The organism is Ferdinandcohnia sp. GQ5 (genome assembly GCF_059759275.1).
This window is the reverse complement of record NZ_JCAXEW010000002.1, coordinates 160,769-181,206: the sequence shown is the minus strand read 5'-3', so window position 1 is coordinate 181,206 and position 20,438 is coordinate 160,769. Positions and strand designations below refer to the sequence as shown.

The 20,438-nt window shown below is 37.7% G+C and carries 17 protein-coding genes; 15 read left to right on the top strand and 2 right to left on the bottom strand.

What is annotated here, in order from left to right; all coding sequences use genetic code 11:
* Positions 1-408: 408 nt before the first annotated feature.
* The 3 genes from AC6CHV_RS02875 to AC6CHV_RS02865 are packed head-to-tail and all read left to right on the top strand — an operon-like array spanning position 409 to position 3,084.
* Positions 409-1,389 (top strand): DnaD domain protein, encoded by a 981-nt coding sequence (locus AC6CHV_RS02875; protein WP_498078072.1) that lies wholly within the window; start codon positions 409-411, stop codon positions 1,387-1,389.
* Positions 1,389-2,624 carry a DnaB-like helicase C-terminal domain-containing protein gene (locus AC6CHV_RS02870; protein ID WP_341331372.1) on the top strand — a complete coding sequence of 412 codons (1,236 nt, stop codon included), beginning with the start codon at positions 1,389-1,391 and terminating at the stop codon, positions 2,622-2,624. Before AC6CHV_RS02875 ends, AC6CHV_RS02870 begins: the two co-directional genes overlap by 1 nt.
* A gap of 40 nt (positions 2,625-2,664) precedes the next feature.
* A complete protein-coding gene (locus AC6CHV_RS02865) occupies positions 2,665-3,084 on the top strand; it encodes a hypothetical protein (protein WP_341331373.1) in 420 nt (139 codons plus the stop codon).
* Positions 3,085-3,379: 295 nt separating this feature from the next.
* On the opposite strand, the gene AC6CHV_RS02860 is transcribed toward AC6CHV_RS02865, so the two are convergent.
* A complete protein-coding gene (locus AC6CHV_RS02860; protein ID WP_341331374.1) occupies positions 3,380-4,411 on the bottom strand; it encodes a YeiH family protein in 1,032 nt (343 codons plus the stop codon).
* Positions 4,412-4,527: 116 nt separating this feature from the next.
* Between AC6CHV_RS02860 and AC6CHV_RS02855 the strand changes: the two genes are divergently transcribed.
* Complete coding sequence (locus AC6CHV_RS02855; protein WP_341331375.1) at positions 4,528-5,421, top strand: selenium metabolism-associated LysR family transcriptional regulator; 894 nt, start codon at positions 4,528-4,530, stop codon at positions 5,419-5,421.
* 182 nt (positions 5,422-5,603) lie between these two features.
* Here the strand turns inward: AC6CHV_RS02855 and AC6CHV_RS02850 are convergent, their stop codons facing one another.
* Positions 5,604-6,794 (bottom strand): ROK family transcriptional regulator, encoded by a 1,191-nt coding sequence (locus AC6CHV_RS02850; RefSeq protein WP_341331376.1) that lies wholly within the window; start codon positions 6,792-6,794, stop codon positions 5,604-5,606.
* A gap of 536 nt (positions 6,795-7,330) precedes the next feature.
* On the opposite strand from AC6CHV_RS02850, the gene AC6CHV_RS02845 reads away from it, so the two are divergent.
* From AC6CHV_RS02845 to AC6CHV_RS02795, 11 genes are all read left to right on the top strand, one after another.
* Entirely contained in the window at positions 7,331-8,653 is a 1,323-nt protein-coding gene (locus AC6CHV_RS02845; RefSeq protein WP_121445934.1) for a PTS sugar transporter subunit IIC, read from the top strand.
* 121 nt (positions 8,654-8,774) lie between these two features.
* The gene (locus tag AC6CHV_RS02840; protein WP_498078071.1) at positions 8,775-9,674 is read left to right on the top strand and encodes a DUF7916 family protein; all 900 of its coding nucleotides are present in this window, start codon (positions 8,775-8,777) and stop codon (positions 9,672-9,674) included.
* Positions 9,675-9,707: 33 nt separating this feature from the next.
* Positions 9,708-10,025 (top strand): PTS sugar transporter subunit IIB, encoded by a 318-nt coding sequence (locus AC6CHV_RS02835; protein ID WP_498078070.1) that lies wholly within the window; start codon positions 9,708-9,710, stop codon positions 10,023-10,025.
* Between the two features lie 42 nt (positions 10,026-10,067).
* Positions 10,068-10,388: a PTS sugar transporter subunit IIA gene (locus AC6CHV_RS02830; RefSeq protein ID WP_440273100.1), complete on the top strand. Its 321-nt coding sequence runs from the start codon at positions 10,068-10,070 to the stop codon at positions 10,386-10,388.
* 70 nt (positions 10,389-10,458) lie between these two features.
* Positions 10,459-12,459, top strand: coding sequence for a family 16 glycosylhydrolase (locus AC6CHV_RS02825; RefSeq protein WP_498078069.1), 2,001 nt, complete (start codon positions 10,459-10,461; stop codon positions 12,457-12,459).
* Positions 12,460-13,299: 840 nt separating this feature from the next.
* Positions 13,300-14,028, top strand: coding sequence for a FadR/GntR family transcriptional regulator (locus AC6CHV_RS02820; RefSeq protein WP_341331381.1), 729 nt, complete (start codon positions 13,300-13,302; stop codon positions 14,026-14,028).
* Between the two features lie 47 nt (positions 14,029-14,075).
* The gene (locus tag AC6CHV_RS02815; RefSeq protein WP_341331382.1) at positions 14,076-14,942 is read left to right on the top strand and encodes a fumarylacetoacetate hydrolase family protein; all 867 of its coding nucleotides are present in this window, start codon (positions 14,076-14,078) and stop codon (positions 14,940-14,942) included.
* 20 nt (positions 14,943-14,962) lie between these two features.
* Positions 14,963-16,084 carry a cupin domain-containing protein gene (locus tag AC6CHV_RS02810; protein WP_498078068.1) on the top strand — a complete coding sequence of 374 codons (1,122 nt, stop codon included), beginning with the start codon at positions 14,963-14,965 and terminating at the stop codon, positions 16,082-16,084.
* 51 nt (positions 16,085-16,135) lie between these two features.
* Positions 16,136-17,320, top strand: a complete 1,185-nt coding sequence (locus tag AC6CHV_RS02805) for an FAD-dependent monooxygenase (RefSeq protein WP_498078067.1) — start codon at positions 16,136-16,138, stop codon at positions 17,318-17,320.
* Between the two features lie 30 nt (positions 17,321-17,350).
* Positions 17,351-18,457 (top strand): TAXI family TRAP transporter solute-binding subunit, encoded by a 1,107-nt coding sequence (locus tag AC6CHV_RS02800; protein ID WP_498078066.1) that lies wholly within the window; start codon positions 17,351-17,353, stop codon positions 18,455-18,457.
* 32 nt (positions 18,458-18,489) lie between these two features.
* Positions 18,490-20,424 carry a TRAP transporter permease gene (locus tag AC6CHV_RS02795; protein WP_341331386.1) on the top strand — a complete coding sequence of 645 codons (1,935 nt, stop codon included), beginning with the start codon at positions 18,490-18,492 and terminating at the stop codon, positions 20,422-20,424.
* Positions 20,425-20,438 lie beyond the last annotated feature (14 nt).

Sequence of the window (20,438 nt, the reverse complement as noted above, 5' to 3'; positions counted from 1 at the left end):
CTCCCCTAGTCATATAGTTGTAAGAAAATCACAATTTTTACCATTAAAAGAATTATAACAAACTATTAAATAGTCTAGTAGGGTTAATTGTTAAAAAGCAGGGGGAACAATAAGAACCTCCATCATTGCTTAAAAAATAATTTAAAACTCGAGGTAGGACTGAATATATTCTGGGCTGTTTTTTTGTCGTACTCGAATAATCTTATTACACCATCATTCCGTCACAAATCTTTCACATACAGAGATGCCCTTTTTCTTGAACCCCTGCCTATAACAATGTCGAGGGGTAGTTCAATTTTGAGATAAGGTCTAGGTCTGATATCCCTTCGAATGACGACAGGACTGAGACGGGGGACCTGTCCCTCTGACCTAAAGACAAGGGGCCGCTGTCCCAAAGGAAGGAATGTGATGATGATGGCAAAGTATAGAATTGTGAAGACTGATTTTTGGAAGAATCCGGTTGTTTCGGAGGAGATGACGCCGGAGGATAAGTACTTCTTTTTATATCTTCTAACAAATTCCCACACAACCCAAATTGGAATCTATCGAATTACGAAAAAAGAAATGGCTTTTGATATGGGGTATTCCATTGAGACGGTTCATGCACTGATGGATCGCATGATCGACCACCACAAAATTATTCGTTACAATCCCAAAACAAGAGAAATCGCAATTAAAAACTGGGGAAAATATAACCTGCAAAAAGGCGGGAAACCGGTTATCGATTGTGTTGTATCAGAACTGGAAGAAGTGGAAGATACGACGCTGATTGAATATGTAGCTGAAAATATTGATCGAAATGATATTTTTACGATCTATGAATCTTTTTATGAAAATACTTCAGACTGGGACGAGGGACCTGTCCCTGTGACCCAATCAGGATGGGAAAAAGAGCCTATTATACAACACGCGAACGCATGTTCAGACGATACGTTGTCGACTCGTGGTACGATACGTGGGCAAAAAGAAAAACAAAAAGAAAAACAAAAAGAAAAAGAAAATAAAAAACAACAACAGGTTCTTTACCCAAATATAGATAGTGAATCAAAGTCAGGGGATATTCAGGAGATTGTGGAGTGTTGGGACCAAAACGGATTTGGTTTGAACAATGTGAATGCCAAGGAACAATTGTTAGCTTGGTTGGATGGTTCTAGCTTTTTGAATCCGAAAGAGGTGATTTTAAAAGCGATGGATATTGCCTGTGGAAACAATAAGCGAAGGCTAAACTATGTAGTTGGAATTCTGAAAAACTGGGAAAACGAATCGTTACTCACTGTTGATGAAATTGATTTGTATAACGAGGAAAAACAGAAATCTGTTAGAACCATTAAAACGGGTAGAGAAATTCCGACCAGCTATCATTTTAATCCAACGGCAGGTGAGGACTGATGAATTTTGCAGAAACTGCCTATTTAGGGTGCTTGATTAAAGCGAATTACCTAATCAAGGATACCGTGATTTATCCTGAACAGCTAGAAGGCGCCCTTCATCAAGAATTAATGCGGCGGATGGTTGACATTAGTAATGCGGGTAAAAGCATAGATTTGATCTCTCTAACAACTATGCCTGATCTTGAAAACTTCGGGGGCATGTCCTATTTATCGAGCCTGCTTTCACATGCGGATGTTGAGAAATACGAAGAGTTTGAGGGACTTATTATTGATCTATGGAAAGAGCGGGAAAAGAAGAACATCTTGACGCTAGCTAGTATGGGAAATTGGGAGATTTCTAGAGTGATTGGGGAATTGGATAAAATCAACCAGGTGAAGATAAACGATCATACGCCACTTGATCAAGCATTGGTCCAGATGTATGAGGCTCCATGGCAGGAGCAGGAAGTTATGAAAACGGCCACCTCCGGAATCAGGAAGCTTGATGAAATGACGGGAGGTTTCCAGGATGGAGAGGTTACGATTCTTGCAGCAAGACCATCAATGGGAAAGACTGACGTCATGCTGCATTTTGCAAAGGAAGCGGGTTGGGCAGGTTATTTGCCAATCGTCTTTTCACTAGAAATGCCTGAAAAGCTTATTACCACGAGATTAATAGCTTCAACAGGAGGTTATAATCGGTTGAAAATGAGGGATCCTCAAAAATTGTTAAGTCAGAGTCAAAAGGATCGCTGGGCAGATATCATCGGCTACCTGAATGAAACCAATATCCAAATTTTCGATGGTGCCGGTCAAACCGTTTCAGAAATGCGAGCGAAGACCCGAAAAATGTTGCATCAGTTTCCAAACATGAAACCCATTATTTTCATCGATTACTTGACGCTAATTCATTCGAGCGAACTGTACGGAGGCAACGCCCACCTACAAGTAACCGAAATATCGAGAAATCTTAAAACATTGGCGAAGGATTTTAATTGCCCTGTGATTTGTTTGGCACAGTTAAATCGTTCTGTTGAAACAAGAGCTGAAAAACGACCGATGATGTCAGACATTCGGGAATCCGGCAGCATAGAGCAGGATGCAGATGTGATTCTTTTCCTCTATCGCGAAAAGTATTATGACAAGGAAACAGATAACCCGTTCCTTGAAATCATCGTCTCCAAAAACAGAAACGGCCCAGTAGGAACCATACAAGTTACATATAACGAATATACAGGGATAATCGAACAATAAGTGGGACAAGGGGACAGTTCCCAAAGGGGGGAGAACGATTATGAAAGTAAGAGATTTATACATAGATGCGATTTGCTACGAAGAAGTTAGTCTAGCCCATTACATTCATCATTTACTCCAAGAGGGCAAGATTTCATTGGAGGATGATGAATCTAAATTAGATCTTAATGCTGCAGACCATGTAAAGGTAAGGGAAATGATTGAACACAATGTATTAGGCTTTCATAAGATCGGTGTGTACGCATTGAAGAAGAATCAACATGAGTTTGTATTTATTTTTGCAGAGTTCGAACAAGAGGCGATTGAGTTCTTCGCCAAAACGTTTAATCAAACACCACTAAATTGTCACCCGTATTCACTAAATACACAGCTGCTACGAGAACATAAAGTGACGACGTTTTGGGAAATGAGGAAAGAGCATTTGGTCTTTCCTACGATAGCGGGTTTTTATGAAAGGTGAGGACTAGAAATAGGTGATCGTTTTCGTGGGACACGTGATCCTGTCCCCGATTAGACTTGAAAAAAATAAGTTCGCGACAAAATTCGGGGAGCCACTGTGACATAAACTTACAAATAAGAAGAACGAACAACTATCAAATCTAACTGCTAGTTGTTCATTTCTTCCTTACATAAGCCCGACCACCCACTATATGAAATGCCCCTAAGCTTTCTCTTTGTTATAGCTATTCTTTCTAAAGTTATTTAAGTAGTTTTTTCTATATATAAGAATGTTGTTCCTTTGTTTTAGTTTGGTGTTATACCGTAAAATACACAACTACTGAAAGCACTATTGATGTAATTGAAATTGCTATGAGAGGCCTGATTGCCCGTTCACGGACATCTTTTAAGCTTACGTTTAAGCCTAGGCCTACCATTGCAGCGGTTAACAGCCATGTGGTAAGGGTGAAAACGAAATTCATTATATCATCGGGCAATGGAATGGAGTAGCCAAATACATAGCTTCCTAGAATACTCATGACGATAAAACCTACCAGGAACCAAGGGAATTCGATTTTTGCCTTGCCGGTTTCACTGTTGTTATTCTTTCTTTTCATGAAGAAAATTAAAATGAAGCATAGTGGGATAAGGAGGAAAACTCGGCCTAGTTTTGCTAGTAATCCAACAGCGAGTGCATTTTCTCCACCAGGTGCAGCTGCGAGTGCTACATGGGCGACCTCATGTAGACTTGTTCCAGACCAGATTCCATATTGTACTGCTTCAATTGGTAGAATTGGTCTTAAGATCGTGTAAATAATGGCGAAAATAGTCCCGACCAAGGCGATTATCCCAACGCCTATTGCAGTATCCTCATCTTTTGATTTTATAATGGGTGCAACCGCTGCAATGGCAGCAGCTCCGCATACGCCTGTTCCAACACCGAGTAATAGGGATATAGTTTGATCCGCTTTTAGAACTTTTGCTAGCCACATTATAGCAAAAATTGCAAACATGATTACTAGTGCATCCCTTACTAATAACCCAATCCCGTCGCTAAGTACCATTTCGATGTTTAATTTTAAACCATACAAAATGATAGCGAGTCTAAGTATTCGTTTCGATGAAAAGACAATACCTGAGCGAATCATCTCCGGAAAGCCAAAAATTTGCCTGTAAACGATTGCAATAATGATGGCACATGCCATTTGTCCTACATTACTAAATCCTGGTACAAGTGCTAATAAGTATCCTAAAAGTGCTAATAAAAATGTAAAAGCAACCCCGCCAACCAATGCTAATTCCGGTTTTGTCTTTTTTATTGGTAATTGTTTTAATTCAGCTAACGCCATATGTGCACCTCCTGCTTTTACTATATTAGGCGACTGAGTATAAGTAAAATAAGTGTTAATTATAGTTATGATAAGTGATTTGTTATAATAAATGTAGACGGAGAGGAAGTGGAAAAGTGGATCAGCAATTACAGGTATTTATTATGGTTGCAGAAAAGAAGAATTTTTCGCGAGCAGCTGAGGAGCTTCATATGACTCAACCTGCAGTTAGTCAATATATTCGTACTTTGGAAGAAAATCTTGGGGTTCGACTTCTTGAACGAACAAATAAATATGTGCAATTAAATAAAGCGGGCGGGATTGTTTACCACCATGCGAAAGAGATTGTCGGATTATATACACGAATGGAGAAACTTTTGGATGAACTAACAAATAAGGTGAGAGGACCGTTGACAATTGGCGCGAGTTATACATTTGGTGAGTATGTCCTTCCACATGTGTTAGCAGATATGAAAACGGTGTATCCGGATGTTCAGCCAACAGTTAAGATTGATAACACAGAAAGAATTGTTGAGTTGGTGAAAGCACATCAACTTGATATTGGGATTATTGAAGGTCACGTCAAAGAAGAAAAGAACCTTGAAATTGAGGAATTTGCGGCAGATCGAATGGTGATTATTGCTTTACCAAACAACGCATTGGTTGGTGAATTTGGTGACGTGGAGTTAAAAGACCTTGAGGAGCAGGCGTGGATTCTTAGGGAAGAGGGCTCTGGAACAAGGGAAGCTGGGGAAAAGGTTTTTGAACAACTTGGGATTGATCCGAAGAATATTATGACGTTTAGTAGTACACAGTCAGTTAAGGAAGCTGTGAAGGCTGGGTTAGGAATTAGTTTGTTGTCAGAGCTTACAGTAGCAAGTGAGCTTAAAAGTGGTGATTTGATGATAATTGATGTGAATGGATTACAGTTTCCTAGACAATTTTTCATTGTTTTGGGTTCGCCGTTTCGTACGAAGGTATTGGATGAGTTTGTTAGATTACTAAAGGCAAAGGGAAAGAATATATATTAATTTTTGATTCTTATCTATAGACGGAACTTCTGGTTTTTCCTGCGATAGCGGGGTGTTTTGTGAAATAAAGAATAAAAAAAGGACAGGTTCAGTGACACAACTAACTAACTCACAGAACCTGATCCCTAGCGCATTATAGCTTTACCGTACTGGTGGTCAGGTACAAAATATGATCTTTATTATTAATACTGTAATAATAGGTTTGAAACAGCGAGACCGCATGCTGCTAGGGCTCCATTTACATCATTATATTTTTTAAATACGATGTCCCATTTATTATCGATAGGGAGGAGTATTTCATTTTGAGTTAAATGACGGCTAAGAATATTTGTTAATTCAGGCTCATTAAATAACTCCCCATGTAAAATAATCTTATTTGTATCAATCATCATTGGTAGATTATTGATAGTAATCGAGAGGTATTTAATGGCGTTATTAAGAATGTTGATAACGCCTTCGTCACCCATTTTATAGGATCTTAAAATCGTTTCAATCGTAATGCTATGCTTGTCCGGTGCTAATTGCCGCAGGAAAGTTGAATTCGAATTTTCAAAGAGTATCCGAGATTTTTTGATGATCCATGCTTCACTTGCGTACGTTTGCAAGCAGCCTATTTTACCACATTCACACAATTCTCCGCCTGGTTGAACAATTGTATGACCGACTTCACCCACTAAGAAATTGCCTTTTCCATAAGTGTTTCCTTCGTACATATAAGAGCAAAACATTCCTCTACCCACATGAAAGAAAATAAAGTTCTGATCCTTGTAATTCCCACCAAATATCCTCTCTGAAATGGCCATAGAATGAACATTATTTTGAAAGTAAATCGGTAAATCAAAACTGTCCAACACAGCTCCCAGATTGAAATTCTTCCAAAGTACCTTATTGCTGTATATCGTTTTCTCTTTTTCATTAAAATGTCCTGGTAACGCTATACCTATCGCTTTAGGTTGGTAGGAGCTACAAAAAAGAATAAACTGTTTTAATTCATTTATAAAATAATCTACTGTTAACACAACACTTTGGTTTCCAGAATCCAATTTGATGATTTTTTTTTCATGAATTTTTCCAGTATTGTTACTTAAACAGAAGGATAAATATTTTTCAGATAACTCACATCCAATATAAAAACTATGGCCTTCTGCTATATCTAATAGAATCCTCTTACGGCCTAATCCTTTGTTATCTGCAGAATCTTCTCCAAGTTCGTAAACCAACTTATCTTCTATTAAATGTCCGGTAAGTTCACTAACGGTGGCAGGAGTTATGCCGGTTAGTTTGGAGATTTCAATACGGGAAATAGGTCCCTTTACATAGATTGTATCTAAAATTTTCGCAAGTAATTTCATTTGTTTATTTGTTAATTGCATAGTGGTTTTACTCCTTCCCAACCAAATAAAGGAATTTATCCTATTAATTATAAATTATAATAAACAAATGATAACAAATCAATCAATATTCATGTATTTGCATACAATTCGTTATTCACCAAGAATTGTGGAGGCTATATCAAGTAAGCAGGTGGATAATAAATTGAAAATTTAATATTTTATTTTTTATCCATTGACAAAAGCGTTTACACGAACTAGTATTTAATTATAAATTATTATTAATTAAAGTAAATTTTTTGGGTTTTACTTTACTTTTAATAATAAATAAAAATTAAGGAGGTCTAGCCGAGGAGTATCCATTCTTTTTTGAGCGACCACTTTTTCTTGCATCAAGACTGGCTCCGGATTTTATGAACATTTTTAAATGGTTGCGTTTTCATTAGAGTAGATGACTAACTGCTAATAAAAAAGAATAGATACATAGATACTAAGAATAGTAAACAATTAGAAATAAAGGGCAATTAGTATTTGATTCATTGCTTGAATATTTACTTATTAAAGAAGGAGGAAGAAAAGTGAGTAGAGTGAATGGCTTTTTGGAAGAAAAACTGATGCCAGTTGCTTCGAAAGTAGGTAATAACAAGTTTCTAATTGCAATTCGGGATGGAATCACATTAGCCATGCCGTTAATTATTATAGGCTCTCTTTTTATGATTATAGCTAGCTTTCCGATTGCAAGTTGGGAAGCATGGTTAGGTGAAATTGGTGTTGCGGATTATTTATGGAAAGGAACAGATAGTAGTTTCGGATTGATTGGTTTAGTTGCCAGTTTCGGAATTGCTTATAGTTTAGCAAGGCAGTACAAAGTAGATGGGATTGGATCAGGAATCATTTCCTTATCAGCATTTATCATGGCAACCCCATTTATTTCTTCTGATGCTGGGGCTGGAATGCCTGTTGCTTATATGGGAGCTAAAGGTTTATTCATTGCAATCATTATGGGATTGATTAATGGCTATATTTATCAGTGGTTTATTAATAAAAATATTCAAATTAAACTACCTGACAGTGTTCCACAAGCCGTTTCTAGAAGTTTTAGCGCAATTATTCCAGGTGCTGTCATTATTACGATGTGGTTAGTCATTTACGGGGCTTTAACCTCATTAAATCTACCTAACGTCCATGACATTGCACAAGTCATCCTAGGTAAACCATTAGGACTATTAGGTAATAATGTTTTCGGAACAATTATCGTGGTTGGTCTGAACAGTTTATTCTGGTTTGTGGGCATTCATGGAGGAAACGTTGTCAACTCTGTGATGCAGCCAGTTTGGATTGCGAACTTAGATGCTAACCGTTTGGCTTATCAAGCGAACGAAGAATTACAACATATTATAACTGTGTCCTTCATGGACAACTTCGTCTATATTGGCGGTGGTGGTGCGACAATTGGTTTAGTTCTGGTTTTAGGATATTTGGCTCGTAAAAAGCATACGAGCAAACAAACAAAAGCCTTGGCACCGATTACTGTAACACCTGGCTTGTTTAACATTAATGAACCAACCATGTTCGGTGTTCCGGTTGTTCTAAACGTGATGTTAATCGTTCCATTTATTCTTGCTCCAATCGTTAACGTGATTGTTGCCTATTCAGCACTAGCGATGGGACTTGTACCATTAACGAAAGCCGCAGCCTCTTGGACAATGCCACCAATCATTAGCGGATTTTTAATAACAGGTAGCATAAGTGGGTCAATCCTACAAATTGTATTAATTACTTTGGATATCTTGCTTTACTTACCATTTGTACTAGCGATTGAAAAACGCTATAAAGCACTAGAACGAAAAGAAGAATCAACAGTAAAAAAAGTAAATGTTGACAAAGGTATTGTGTCGTAAGGTGAGGCTTTTATTTTAAAGAGTCGCCACCTTTAAATATAGCAAACTATTGAAATGACTAAAAAACAAAAATGGACCTGAGAACAACTACAATAAGCAAGTGAAGGGATATGAGTTAAAGATGGTAAAACGATTGATTAGTGCAAATACATCAGAAATAGTAGAAATGACGGCAGCAGAACTGAAGCAAAGCATCAAAGCAAGTGCAGGACGTGTGATCATGTCTGAAAATGTTGCTGTCCGTGAATCATATATTGGCGATATTACCAATGCAGAAATCGCTCGTGCGTTTGGTGCTGATTTGATTCTATTGAATGGTGTTGATGTGTTTTCACCAAAGATTGCTGGACTAGAAATCGAAGAAGGTTCTTTCGTAGATGAACTTCGTCGGTTAGTCGGTCGTCCGATTGGTATAAATTTAGAGCCAGTGGATAATGCAGCAAATATGGAGGAAGAAAGACTAATCATCTCAAAAGGCCGCCAAGCCAATATAGAAAGCATTCAGGAAGTTGAAAGATTAGGGCTTGATTTTGTTTGTTTGACAGGCAACCCTGGTACTGGCGTAACAAATGAGCAAATTCAAAGAACAATCCAACTTACCAAAGAGCATTTTACTGGACTGATAATCGCTGGAAAAATGCATGGAGCAGGAGTCGATGAACCTGTTGCGGATGCAGATGTGGTAGAAGGATTTATTGAGGCAGGTGCAGACATCATTTTAGTTCCTGCGGTGGGGACTGTTCCAGGCTTTGATGAAGAGGAACTGAAGAAAATTGTTAAAAAAGCTCACCAACATGGTGCTTTGGTATTATCTGCTATTGGAACGAGCCAAGAAAGCTCAGATGAAGACACGATTAAGCAAATCGCCATTCGAAATAAAATCTGCGGAGTAGATATTCAACACATCGGTGATGCAGGGTATGCGGGACTTGCGCCTGTAGAAAATATTTTTGCAATGAGCAAAGCAATCCGAGGCATTCGACATACCGTCTCTATGGTATCTCGCTCGATTAATAGATAATAGCTAATGAATGATTAAAAGGGGGAATATGTGATGAAAACGATTATGTTAGTATGTGTGGCGGGAATGAGTACGAGTTTACTAGTTTCAAAGATGCAAAAAGCAGCTGAAGAGCAAGGTGTTGAAGCGAATATCTTCGCGAGATCAGCGCAAGAAATTGAATTTGCTCTCGAACAAAATGATGTAGATGTACTATTACTAGGACCGCAAGTAAGATATATGAGAAAACAAATTGAAGAAGAATTAAAAGGGAAGAATATCCCGATTGAAGCCATTAATATGCAGGATTACGGGATGATGAACGGACAAAAAGTTCTTGAACAAGCCTTACAAATAATTGCTAGTAAATAAGTTTTAGAAAATAAACCTTGTAAGTTGTGGGAGGTAGAATTTATGACAATTGATACGAACCAATATTATGAGTTGTCGTTTCAAATCATTAGTAATGTAGGAATGGCTAAAAGTCTGGCAATGGAGGCGCTTTATGCAGCAAAAGAAGGCAATTTTGAAGTGGTTGAAGAAAAATTGTCTGAATCTAAAAAGTTTTATGTAGAAGGTCATAAAATGCATGCTTCACTCATTCAAAAAGAAGCTAGTGGAGAAAAGCTAGATTTCTCACTTATGCTTATGCATGCGGAAGATCAGCTGATGAATGTAGATACGATTACGCTTTTAGTTACAGAGATGATTGAAATGTATAAGCGTTTTAAATAGATGATTCTTTTAAAACGCATTGAATATGACAAAGTCTAACGATTTTAAAAAAACGATGGAGGTGCTTTTCTTGAAGAATAGTAAATTTCTTGTAACCCTTATTACTCTCGTTTTATTTAGTTTCATATTTTCAATGGCTGTATCTGCAGAAGAGAATGTTAACTTGATTAAAAATGGTGACTTTGAATTGGAAGATAATAGCTGGAATAGTCGAAATCAAGGTGTAATTGCTACAGGCGTAAGCTATGGAGATGGAAACAAATCAGGTAGTGTGCCAAATACAGCGCTATCAGGGGATTTTGGCAGTGGTTATATTGGACAAATTGTGAACGTAGAACCTAACACGACTTATCGTGTAACGGCCATGGGTAAAGTGGACGTTGAAGGTGCAGCAGGAATCTTCACAGGTAGATGGTGGAATAATGGGACTCAAGGTTCTGTTATTACGAAAGAAGGAACGGACCTAAGCGAGGGTGGAACGATTGTCGATCAAGCCATTACCAGTTTGGATTGGGAAGAAGTTTCCTATGAGTTCAACTCTGGAAATCATAATCAAGTTTTAATCCAATTAGTAAAATGGTCTGATCAAGAAGCTACAAAGAGTGCAAATCTCTATATCGATCATGTAACAATGGTGAAGGTTGATGGAAGTTCTGAAGGAGAAGAAAGCCCTGAATATAATTTGGTTTGGGAAGACAATTTCGATCAAGATCAATTAAATATGGTCGATTGGGGTTATGAGCTTGGATCAATTCGTGGCTGGGAACAGCAGCACTATGTGAATAATCCGGAAAATGTATATCTCAGTGACGGGAAACTCGTTCTACAAGCAACGGATCGAGCGGTAGAAGATCAATATAATAATCCTCGTAATCCTGACAGAACAGTAATCTATAACTCTGGAAGTCTTCGGACACATGGTAAGCGTGAATTCTTATATGGAAAAATCGAAATTCGTGCTAAATTGCCGAAGGGGCAAGGCGTATTTCCTGCCTTCTGGACCTTAGGATCAGATTTTGTACTGGATGGAAAAATTAATGGATTACAAGGACGTGGTTGGCCAAGAACGGGTGAAATCGATATTACCGAGTTAGTTGGTTCAGCTACAGATGGATCGTGGTATAACCGTACGGTATGGCAGACGATTCACTATGGTGCAGGTACAGAAAATAACGGAAAATATGCAGGTAATGGAACAGGATATACAATTCCTGAAGGAAACTTCAACGATGATTTTCATGTGTTTGGTATCGACTGGTCAGAGGGACTAATCAAATGGTATGTAGATGATACAATCGTAAGAGTGGTTGATTATTCTGATGATCCATTAGCAATGTCAGTCTTTAACAAGCCTCACTATATTCAACTTAATTTAGCAATGGGGGGAGCTTGGCCAGGTCCAGTTGGAACTGATTTAGCAGGTACCAAATTTGAAATCGATTATGTAAAATACATGAAATCTGCTGAACAAGAAGAGGATGCGAAGAAATATTACGCTACTGCACCAACACTTGATGGTGTTAAAGATATTACCATTACACAAGGTGAAAGTATTGATTTAGTTGCAGGATTACAAACAGAGGAGAATAACGAAATCGACTTTTCGATAGATGATGAATATATGTTTTCTTCAACAGGAGGCAACACAAATGTTCAATTACTAGTTAAAGGTAAGCATGAAATGGAGAAAATTTCGGAGCTTCCTGTGGGTCAATACAATATTCATTATAGTGCTTTTCCTAAAGGTGTAGATCTTAATGAGGATCTTTCGGCTAAAGTAACGCGAAAAACTGTAAAATTAACCGTGGAACCTAAACCAGAATTAATTGTAAAACCTGAGCGGAAGGGTAACAAATATACCGTGGATGGTGATACATTAAATGAGTTGGAGAAAATTACTACTGTAGTTGTTGAGATTGCTGAGCATAAAAATGCCAAAGTCGTACTAACGAAAGAAGCGATTACAAAGCTAAAAGAAGTAAATCCAACTCTTGTTATCACAAATGGCGTAGTAAAGATTCAAATTCAGGCAGCTGATTTGCCTGACAGTGAAACAGAATTTAAAATGTAGGATGAAAAAGTATTAAGTGAATCCGTTTTAGTTAGAGATGACTTTACAATCAAATTAAGAGCTAATCAAAAGTTGCGGGAAAGTCATCTGTTCTTGAGAATGTGAAGGTCTCCTACTAGAACGAAACAATGAAGAATCGGGAAGTCATTGGCAGAGAGTACAAAGACGGGAAAATAACTGTCGAAACAGACTTTATTAATAATTTGGTGTATTTGAAATTGAATAGGTAAAGGTGTCCCTATAAAGAATAATGGTGTTGATCAAGAGATTCTAACTGATCAACACCTTTTTTTATTGATTAGGTTTGCTGGTACTTGAAGGTAGAAAAGGCCCACAAAAAATATATCAAGTTAACTTAAAATTTGTGTAGAACTTGATAATAAAGACAGTTATATAAGACGAAAAGAAATTAAATTTTGTAAAAATACAGAAATTTTTCTCTATATTGTAATAATTTCAATCCTTAATTTTAAAAAAATGAAATGACAAACTATGACAAACTATGTTAGAAATTGAGCGGTTTGAACTACTTCCTATTTTAGTTGCTATTTGTCTAGGTGTAGTAAAAAATAGGTGTAATCCCCTTAAAAGTATAGGTTTTTAATCTTATTGATTTTAGGGGAGGTAGCACATTTAGTGGTACCTATTTGTAGGCTGCATCTTGGAGAATAATAGTAGTAAGGTTGAAAACTATATTTTATCGAAATAGTATATTTAAGATTAGTAAGATTTTGAATGTATTAAATATATTGACAACTCAAAATGGTAATAATAAAATTTAACTAAACTGGGCTAGCCAATAGCCCATTAACCCACTTTGTGAGGAGGTGACAAAATAAGATGAGCAAGTCTATTTTTTCTGGCGTTCGTAGAACCGAGAGATTGTATGAAAAAATCGTAGAGCAGATACGAGATTTAATACAAGAAGGAAAATTAAAGCCTGGCGATCGGTTGCCAAGTGAACGTGAGTTAGCTGAGGATTTGGGTTGCAGTCGTACTTCGTTAAGGGAAGCCTTTAGAGTTTTAGAGTCTGAGGGGATTGTAATATCGAAGCCAGGCGGTGGTAGATTTATACAGCACTTTGATCAGGGTTTGGTGATGGAATACCGGTTTAATCCTGTAGATATGTTAGAGAAAACTGCGATTTTATACTTTTTAGAGGCTAGAGAAACGTTAGAGCCCAAAATTGCAGAATTAGCTAGCTTAAGGGCTAATGATGAAGATATACAAAAAATTGAAAGCGTTCTATTTAGGATGGAAGAAAAGCTTAAGTATCCAAACGAAGCGGTGCAGGAAGATAGTAACTTCCATATGGCATTAGCTGAGGCAACAAAGAATTTTGTTTTTGTCAGTATGATGGAAACCAATTTAAATTTGGTTCGTCAAGTTCGAAAACAAACGTTGATATCACCAGAGCGATATATTGAATCATTAGCTGAGCACAGAGCTATTTTAGAGGCTGTAAAAAATCGTGATGTTCAAGCTGCAATTGACGCTACCAACATACATTTACAAAGTTTACGCAAAAATGTGCTGAAAAATATACAAATTTCTAAGCCGGTAGAATAATCATATAAACTATTTGAAAAAATGGCATACGAAAGAAGGTTTAGTAGATGAAAATTGGACTGTTTAATGATAATTGTCTAGGTATTGTTAATGGAGAATTCATAATTGATATTAGTAGTTTAGTAGAGTGGAATAAAAAAGAGCCTCAAAAGTCACTTGTAAAATTTATGGCCGATTTTGAAGAAAAGAGAAACGAAATAGAAAAACAATTAACAACATTACCCTCGTACCTATTAAAGGATGTTTCATTGTGTGCACCTGTACCCAATCCTAGTAAAATTGTTGCGGCTCCTATAAATTATGTTCTTCACCAAGAGGAAATGAATGTGGCTTTAACAGTAGATCGTTTAGGTTTCTTCTTGAAAGCGCCATCATCAATTATCGGCCCAGATGAAACGGTTTTATTACCGTTTAAAGACCGAAGAACAGACCATGAAGCGGAAATTGCTTTCGTAATAGGACGTGAAGCGAAAGATGTTCCTGCATCGGAAGCAGCGGATTATATTTTTGGATATTTTGCACTAATGGATATTACAGTTCGTGGAAAAGAAGATCGCCCTTGGAGGAAATCATTTGACACATTTACTCCGATAGGACCATGGATTGTTACAGGTGACGAGGTTGAAGATCCTAATAACTTACAGATGAATCTTTGGGTGAATGAAGAAATTCGACAATCCGCCAATACGAGCGATTTAATATACGATTGTTATAAGTTTTTGGAAGCAGCTTCAAAAGTAATGACTCTTTATCCAGGAGATATCGTAACAACAGGTACACCTGAAGGGGTGGCACCTATTACAAAAGGGGATACTATCAGAATTAATATTGAAAGAATAGGAGAGTTCTCCGTGTCTGTTGACTATAAAGAGGATGCTGAACTTACAAACAAGGTAAAGGTTAACCAAATATAAAGAAATTTGGAGGGATTAGCATGTCAGAACATAAACTAAAACTCAAACTAACGCCAGAGCTAGTAGATTTCCATCAGGAATTAGATGATTTAAACTTAGGACCACTTTGGTCTTCGGTATTTAGTCCTACACAACCGAAAGCTAGAGCAATACCTTATTTATGGAAAAAACAAACAATAGTGAATCAACTTGAAAAAGCAAAAGATTTACTAAGTGTAGGTTTGGGTTCAATTGATCGTAGAGCTGTTTATTTAATCAATCCAGGTATGAAACATTTGCAGCCTCATGGTTGGGGTGGAGCTACTCAAACTTTATACGCAGCAGTTCAAGCTATCAATCCTGGTGAAGTCGCTCCATCACATCGTCATAAAACATCTGCTCTTCGTTTTATTATGGAAGGCCAAGGAGCAACAGGGTCTGTAGATGGAATTAAATATAATTTTGAACCAGGTGATTATATGATTACTCCTGGGTGGACGTGGCATGACCATGCAAATGAGGGTGACGACACAGTACTATGGATGGACTGTTTAGATATTCCATTCCTCCAAGCATTAAGCACTTCATTTTTTGAGCGTCATCCTGAGGAGAAGCAGCCTTTAGAATATCCTGATGACTATAGTACAAAACGTTATCAAGGAGGAATGGTTAGACCAATATCTGATCGCAAACCTTCTCTAGCACCACTTGGAAGATATAAATGGGACTTAACGAAACAGGCAATCGATGGTCAATCTGAATTTGAGCCAGATGTTTTTGATGGGTATGCAGTTGAGTATATTAACCCTTCAACAGGCAAAGATGCTAACGGTAGAATTGGAGCCAGGATGCAAAAGCTACCTATTGATTTTAAAGGTAAAGCTCATCGACATGTTCACAGTTGTGTATATTATGTACACAAAGGAAGTGGTTACACAATAATGGATGGACAGCGATTTGATTGGGAAGCTGGTGACTTTTTTGCATTACCGGCATGGGTTTGGCATGAACACGTAAACACATCCCAATCTGAAGAGGCGTTCTTATTTTCTACAAATGATTTGCCTATTATGGAAGCATTCGATTTTGAAAGAGAAGAAGCTTACGAGGAGAACAATGGTCATCAGGAAATTAAGGAAGTATTTAATCCAGAATTAGCTTAGTTGTATCAATGAACGCTTGGAAATTACTAACTTTAACGAGGTGAATACAATATGACGAATGAAGCAGATGTAATTGTCGTCGGAGGTGGGATTGGCGGTCTTGCAGCAGCCTACAGTTTAGGGAAAGTAGGTAAAACAGTTATTGTACTAGAACAAGCACCGCAATTCTCTGAAGTAGGAGCGGGATTGCAACTAGGTCCCAACGCATTAAGAGCCTTAGACTCTATCGGACTATTAGAAGAAGTTTATAAGTATTCAGTCCTCCCTAAAAGGCATGTATTTATGGATGCAATCGAACAACGAGAACTCTCAGCCCTCAACTTCGGGGAGGGTTTTCGTGAACGATATGGTTACCCTTATGTAGTTATGCATCGCACGGATTTACATAGCGTTTTGCTTGAAGGATGCCGTTCGTTAGAGAATGTCAAAACCTATGTCAATCACAAGGTGTCAACTATTGAGAACCTCGATAGAAGTGTTAGGGTAACATGTGAAAATGGAAATATTTACAATGGTGGTTTCCTTGTTGGAGCAGATGGATTGTGGTCTACAGTTAGGAAATTTGTTGTAAATGATGAACCGGTAACATCACAATATGTTGCCTATCGTGGGACTGTCCCGATGGATGAAATGAAGGTGCAAATTGATTGGGATGAAAAGTATACGTGGATTGGGCCTGGGTTACATATGGTACAGTATCCAATACGAGAAAAAAAGGTCATAAATCAGGTTGCCGTTTTTAAAAGTACACGTTATGAAAATGGTGAAGCGGATTGGGGAACACCAGAAGAACTTGATGAGGCATTTAGTAAATGTTGCCCAACACTGCAGCACTCGTTAAAGTATATTAACCGTGATCGTAATTGGAAAATGTTTGATCGAGAGCCTGTTTCAAATTGGACCGTAGGACGCGTGACTCTACTTGGTGATTCAGCACACGCCATGCTGCAGTACTTGGCACAGGGTGCATGTCAGGCCCTCGAAGATGCCTGCTGTTTAACAGAAAAGGTACTTATGTATCAGGAAGATATTGAAAAAGCATTAATAGAATACCAAAATGAAAGAATTCCAAGAACTTCAGCTGTTCAACGAGGTGCTCGGACTTGGGGTGAAATGAAACATGCAGAAGACCCTGTGACAATCTTATTACGCAATACAGTTATGTTAAATCGGACAGAAGACGACTTTAAATATGTTGATTGGCTCTATAGCAAAGAAGCGTTCATTGCAAAGTAACCCAAAAAAACATTCTTGGAGGATATAATTATGAAATTTACTGGCAAGAAGTATATTTCTTTAATAAGTATAATTATGCTTTTGTCCGTTTTACTAGTCGCGTGCAGTAGTGAAGGAAGTTCTAACACTGGAAAGTCCTCTTCATCTGATGGAGATAAAGCGACAAGCGAGGGTGTGAAGGAAAATGTCATTCTAGGTACGCACCCTCAAGGATCTGCCTATAATTCTACTAGTGCAGGGATAGCTAAAGTGCTAAGTACAAAGTCTTCAATTAAAGCTTCAATTAAACCTTATGCAGGAACAAATGCTTTTTTCCCATTAGTAGATGATGGACAGATTGATATGGGTCTAAGTTCTGCACCAGACCTTGTTTGGGGAATTAAAGGTGAATTCGGGTATAAAAATGCTCATAAAAATATCCGTACTTTAGTAATTGGAAATTATCCCCCTACGAATGGCTTAATTGTTAGAGAAGATTCAGGTATATCAAAAACTGCTGATTTAAAGGGTAAAAGGATAGCATCCGGTTACGCTGGTAATCAGGTAGCACAATCTCTCGTAGAACTACATCTGAAAAGTGTCGGTTTAACGTGGGATGATGTCGAAGCAGTGCCAGTAGCATCACCAACTGCAGGATTAGAAGCACTTCGAGATGGCAGAGTGGACGCTGCAATGGGATCAAGTCCACTAACAGCTGCAGCAATTGAAACGGATGCTGCTGTCGGAGGTTTAAAAGTTCTAAATATTGCGGATGTATCACCGGAGGATTTTGATAACTTCCCTGAAGAGGTAGCTGCTGAGATTGCTGAAGGTATACCTGGTACAAGACCTTTCGTGTATCAAGGTGGTGGATTCGTAGAAGAGCCTGTGATCATCTTTGAATATCCCGTTATTCTTAATGCGTCAACTAATATGAGTGACGAAACTGCATATGAAATTGTAAAAACACTTTTTGAAAATTATGAAGAGCTCCATCCTGTATTTTCTTGGTTAAAAGAATGGTCTGACCAATCCATGTTTGAAGAGAAGCCACCAGCACCATATCATCCAGGTGCTATCAAGTACTTTAAAGAAAAGGGCTTATGGACAGAAGATGCAGAAAAATATAACGAGGAGCTTTTACAACTAGTTAACTAAAACTCTTTTGAAGAAATGGGGTATCAAACCTAATGGCACGATATCGAAATCTAAGTGGGGTGACTTCCGTTATATGGAAAGGTGCCCTCTTCCTTCTAGTTAGTATAGGTCTTTTATATATTTTGGGTGTTCATCAAAAGTTAGGAATCTCACTTTATAACGAACAGTATATTGGAATGTTCTTTGCTTTAATCATGTTCTCTGTATTTATCGGTGTTGCGGCAAGAAAAGGAGAGGATGGCACAAAAGTTCCTTTATATGACTGGGTCCTCGCTATAGTTGGTTTAATTGTCGGTTTGTATTTGTTCATTTTTTATCCTGTCATTGTATTTGACTTTGCTTATATAACTACGGAGCGAGTTATTGTCGGTTTAATTTCCGCCTTATTGGTTCTAGAAGCATTAAGAAGAGTAATTGGTTGGATTTTAGTCGTAATAGTAGCCGTATTTATTAGTTATGCATACGTTGCTCCATATTTAGGTGGACCTTTAAAAGGGAATGCAACGGATACAAGCCAATTGTTTAACTATTTGTATTTTGATGCTAGCGGTGGAATGATCAGTTTAATTGGTATAGCAGCTACACTTGGTTTTGCATTCATCCTTTTCGGGCAAGTCATGCTACAATTTCGCGGTGGAGATATCATGAATGATATAGCTTTATTCTCCTTCGGTAAATATCGCGGTGGAACTGCCAAAGCTTCTGTGTTTGGCTCTAGTTTAGTAGGAAGCATTACGGGAGGTCCGGTAACAAATGTGATTCTAACTGGATCTATTACAATCCCATTAATGAAAAAACACGGCTATACTGGAGAACAAGCGGGAGCGGTTGAATCTGTCGCATCTACAGGTGGACAAATTATGCCGCCTGTAATGGGGGTTGCGGCCTTCGTTATGGCAGAATACCTTGGTTTACCCTATGCAGAAATTGCTCTTGCTGCGTTAATCCCGGCTCTTTTATTTTACTTCTGCTTATTTTCTCAAGTTGATTTATTAGCCATTCGAAATGGGATAAAAGGGTTAACAAAAGGCGAATTGCCAAAAAAAGAGAATTTGAAGAAAGTAATTTTAATTATTCCTTCCTTTGTTATATTGATTTATTGCATGTTTGTAAAAGGGTATACAGCTCAAATTTCAGGAATCTATGCTACTGCTACCGCATTACTATTTTTAATGTTACAGCCTCAAGTTCGAAAAAATTGGCTTAAACTTATTCACAATGTTTTTGTTGAGACTGGTAAAACACTTATTGATATAACAGTCGTGTTAGCGGCAGCTGGAATTATTGTAGGTGTTACTGGTATTACCGGACTTGGTTTTAATCTTGCCATGTTGTTAGTAGCTGTCGGTGATCATGGACTATTTATTCTCTTGGTTGTTAGTGCATTAGTTGCATTTATTCTTGGTATGGGAATGCCTTCAGTTGCTGCCTATACGATGGTGGCTGTGCTCATTGCTCCAGCTCTAGCAGATTTGGGTGTAGAGCCAATAGCCGCTCATTTATTTGTGTTTTATTTTGCGATTCTTTGTAATTTCACACCACCAATTGCCATGGCTTGTTTTGCTGCAGGTCCAATTGCCAAAGCATCCCCAAATAAAATTGGTATAGAGGCTATGAAATTAGGGATTGTTGGTTTTATAGTTCCATTTATTTTTGTGTATCAGCCACAAATTCTTTTATCAACGAATTATCAATATGGTTGGGTAACGTTTATAATTTCCGTCTTGTTTGCTCTATTTTCCTGCTTCTTACTTGCAGTATCGATTGTCGGATATTTTAAAACTAAGTTGTCCTTGCCACTACGTATAATTTTCTTATTGCTTTCTGTGTTGATTTTTGCACCAATAACGATTTTCGATTCAACTTTATTCTTGAATGGAGCAGCCACACTCTTGTCCATCATTTTGTTGATCATTACAACCATTCATAAAAAAATGATGAGCTCTGTAGAAACTGAAGTTGTCTAAAATAATTTCAAGAG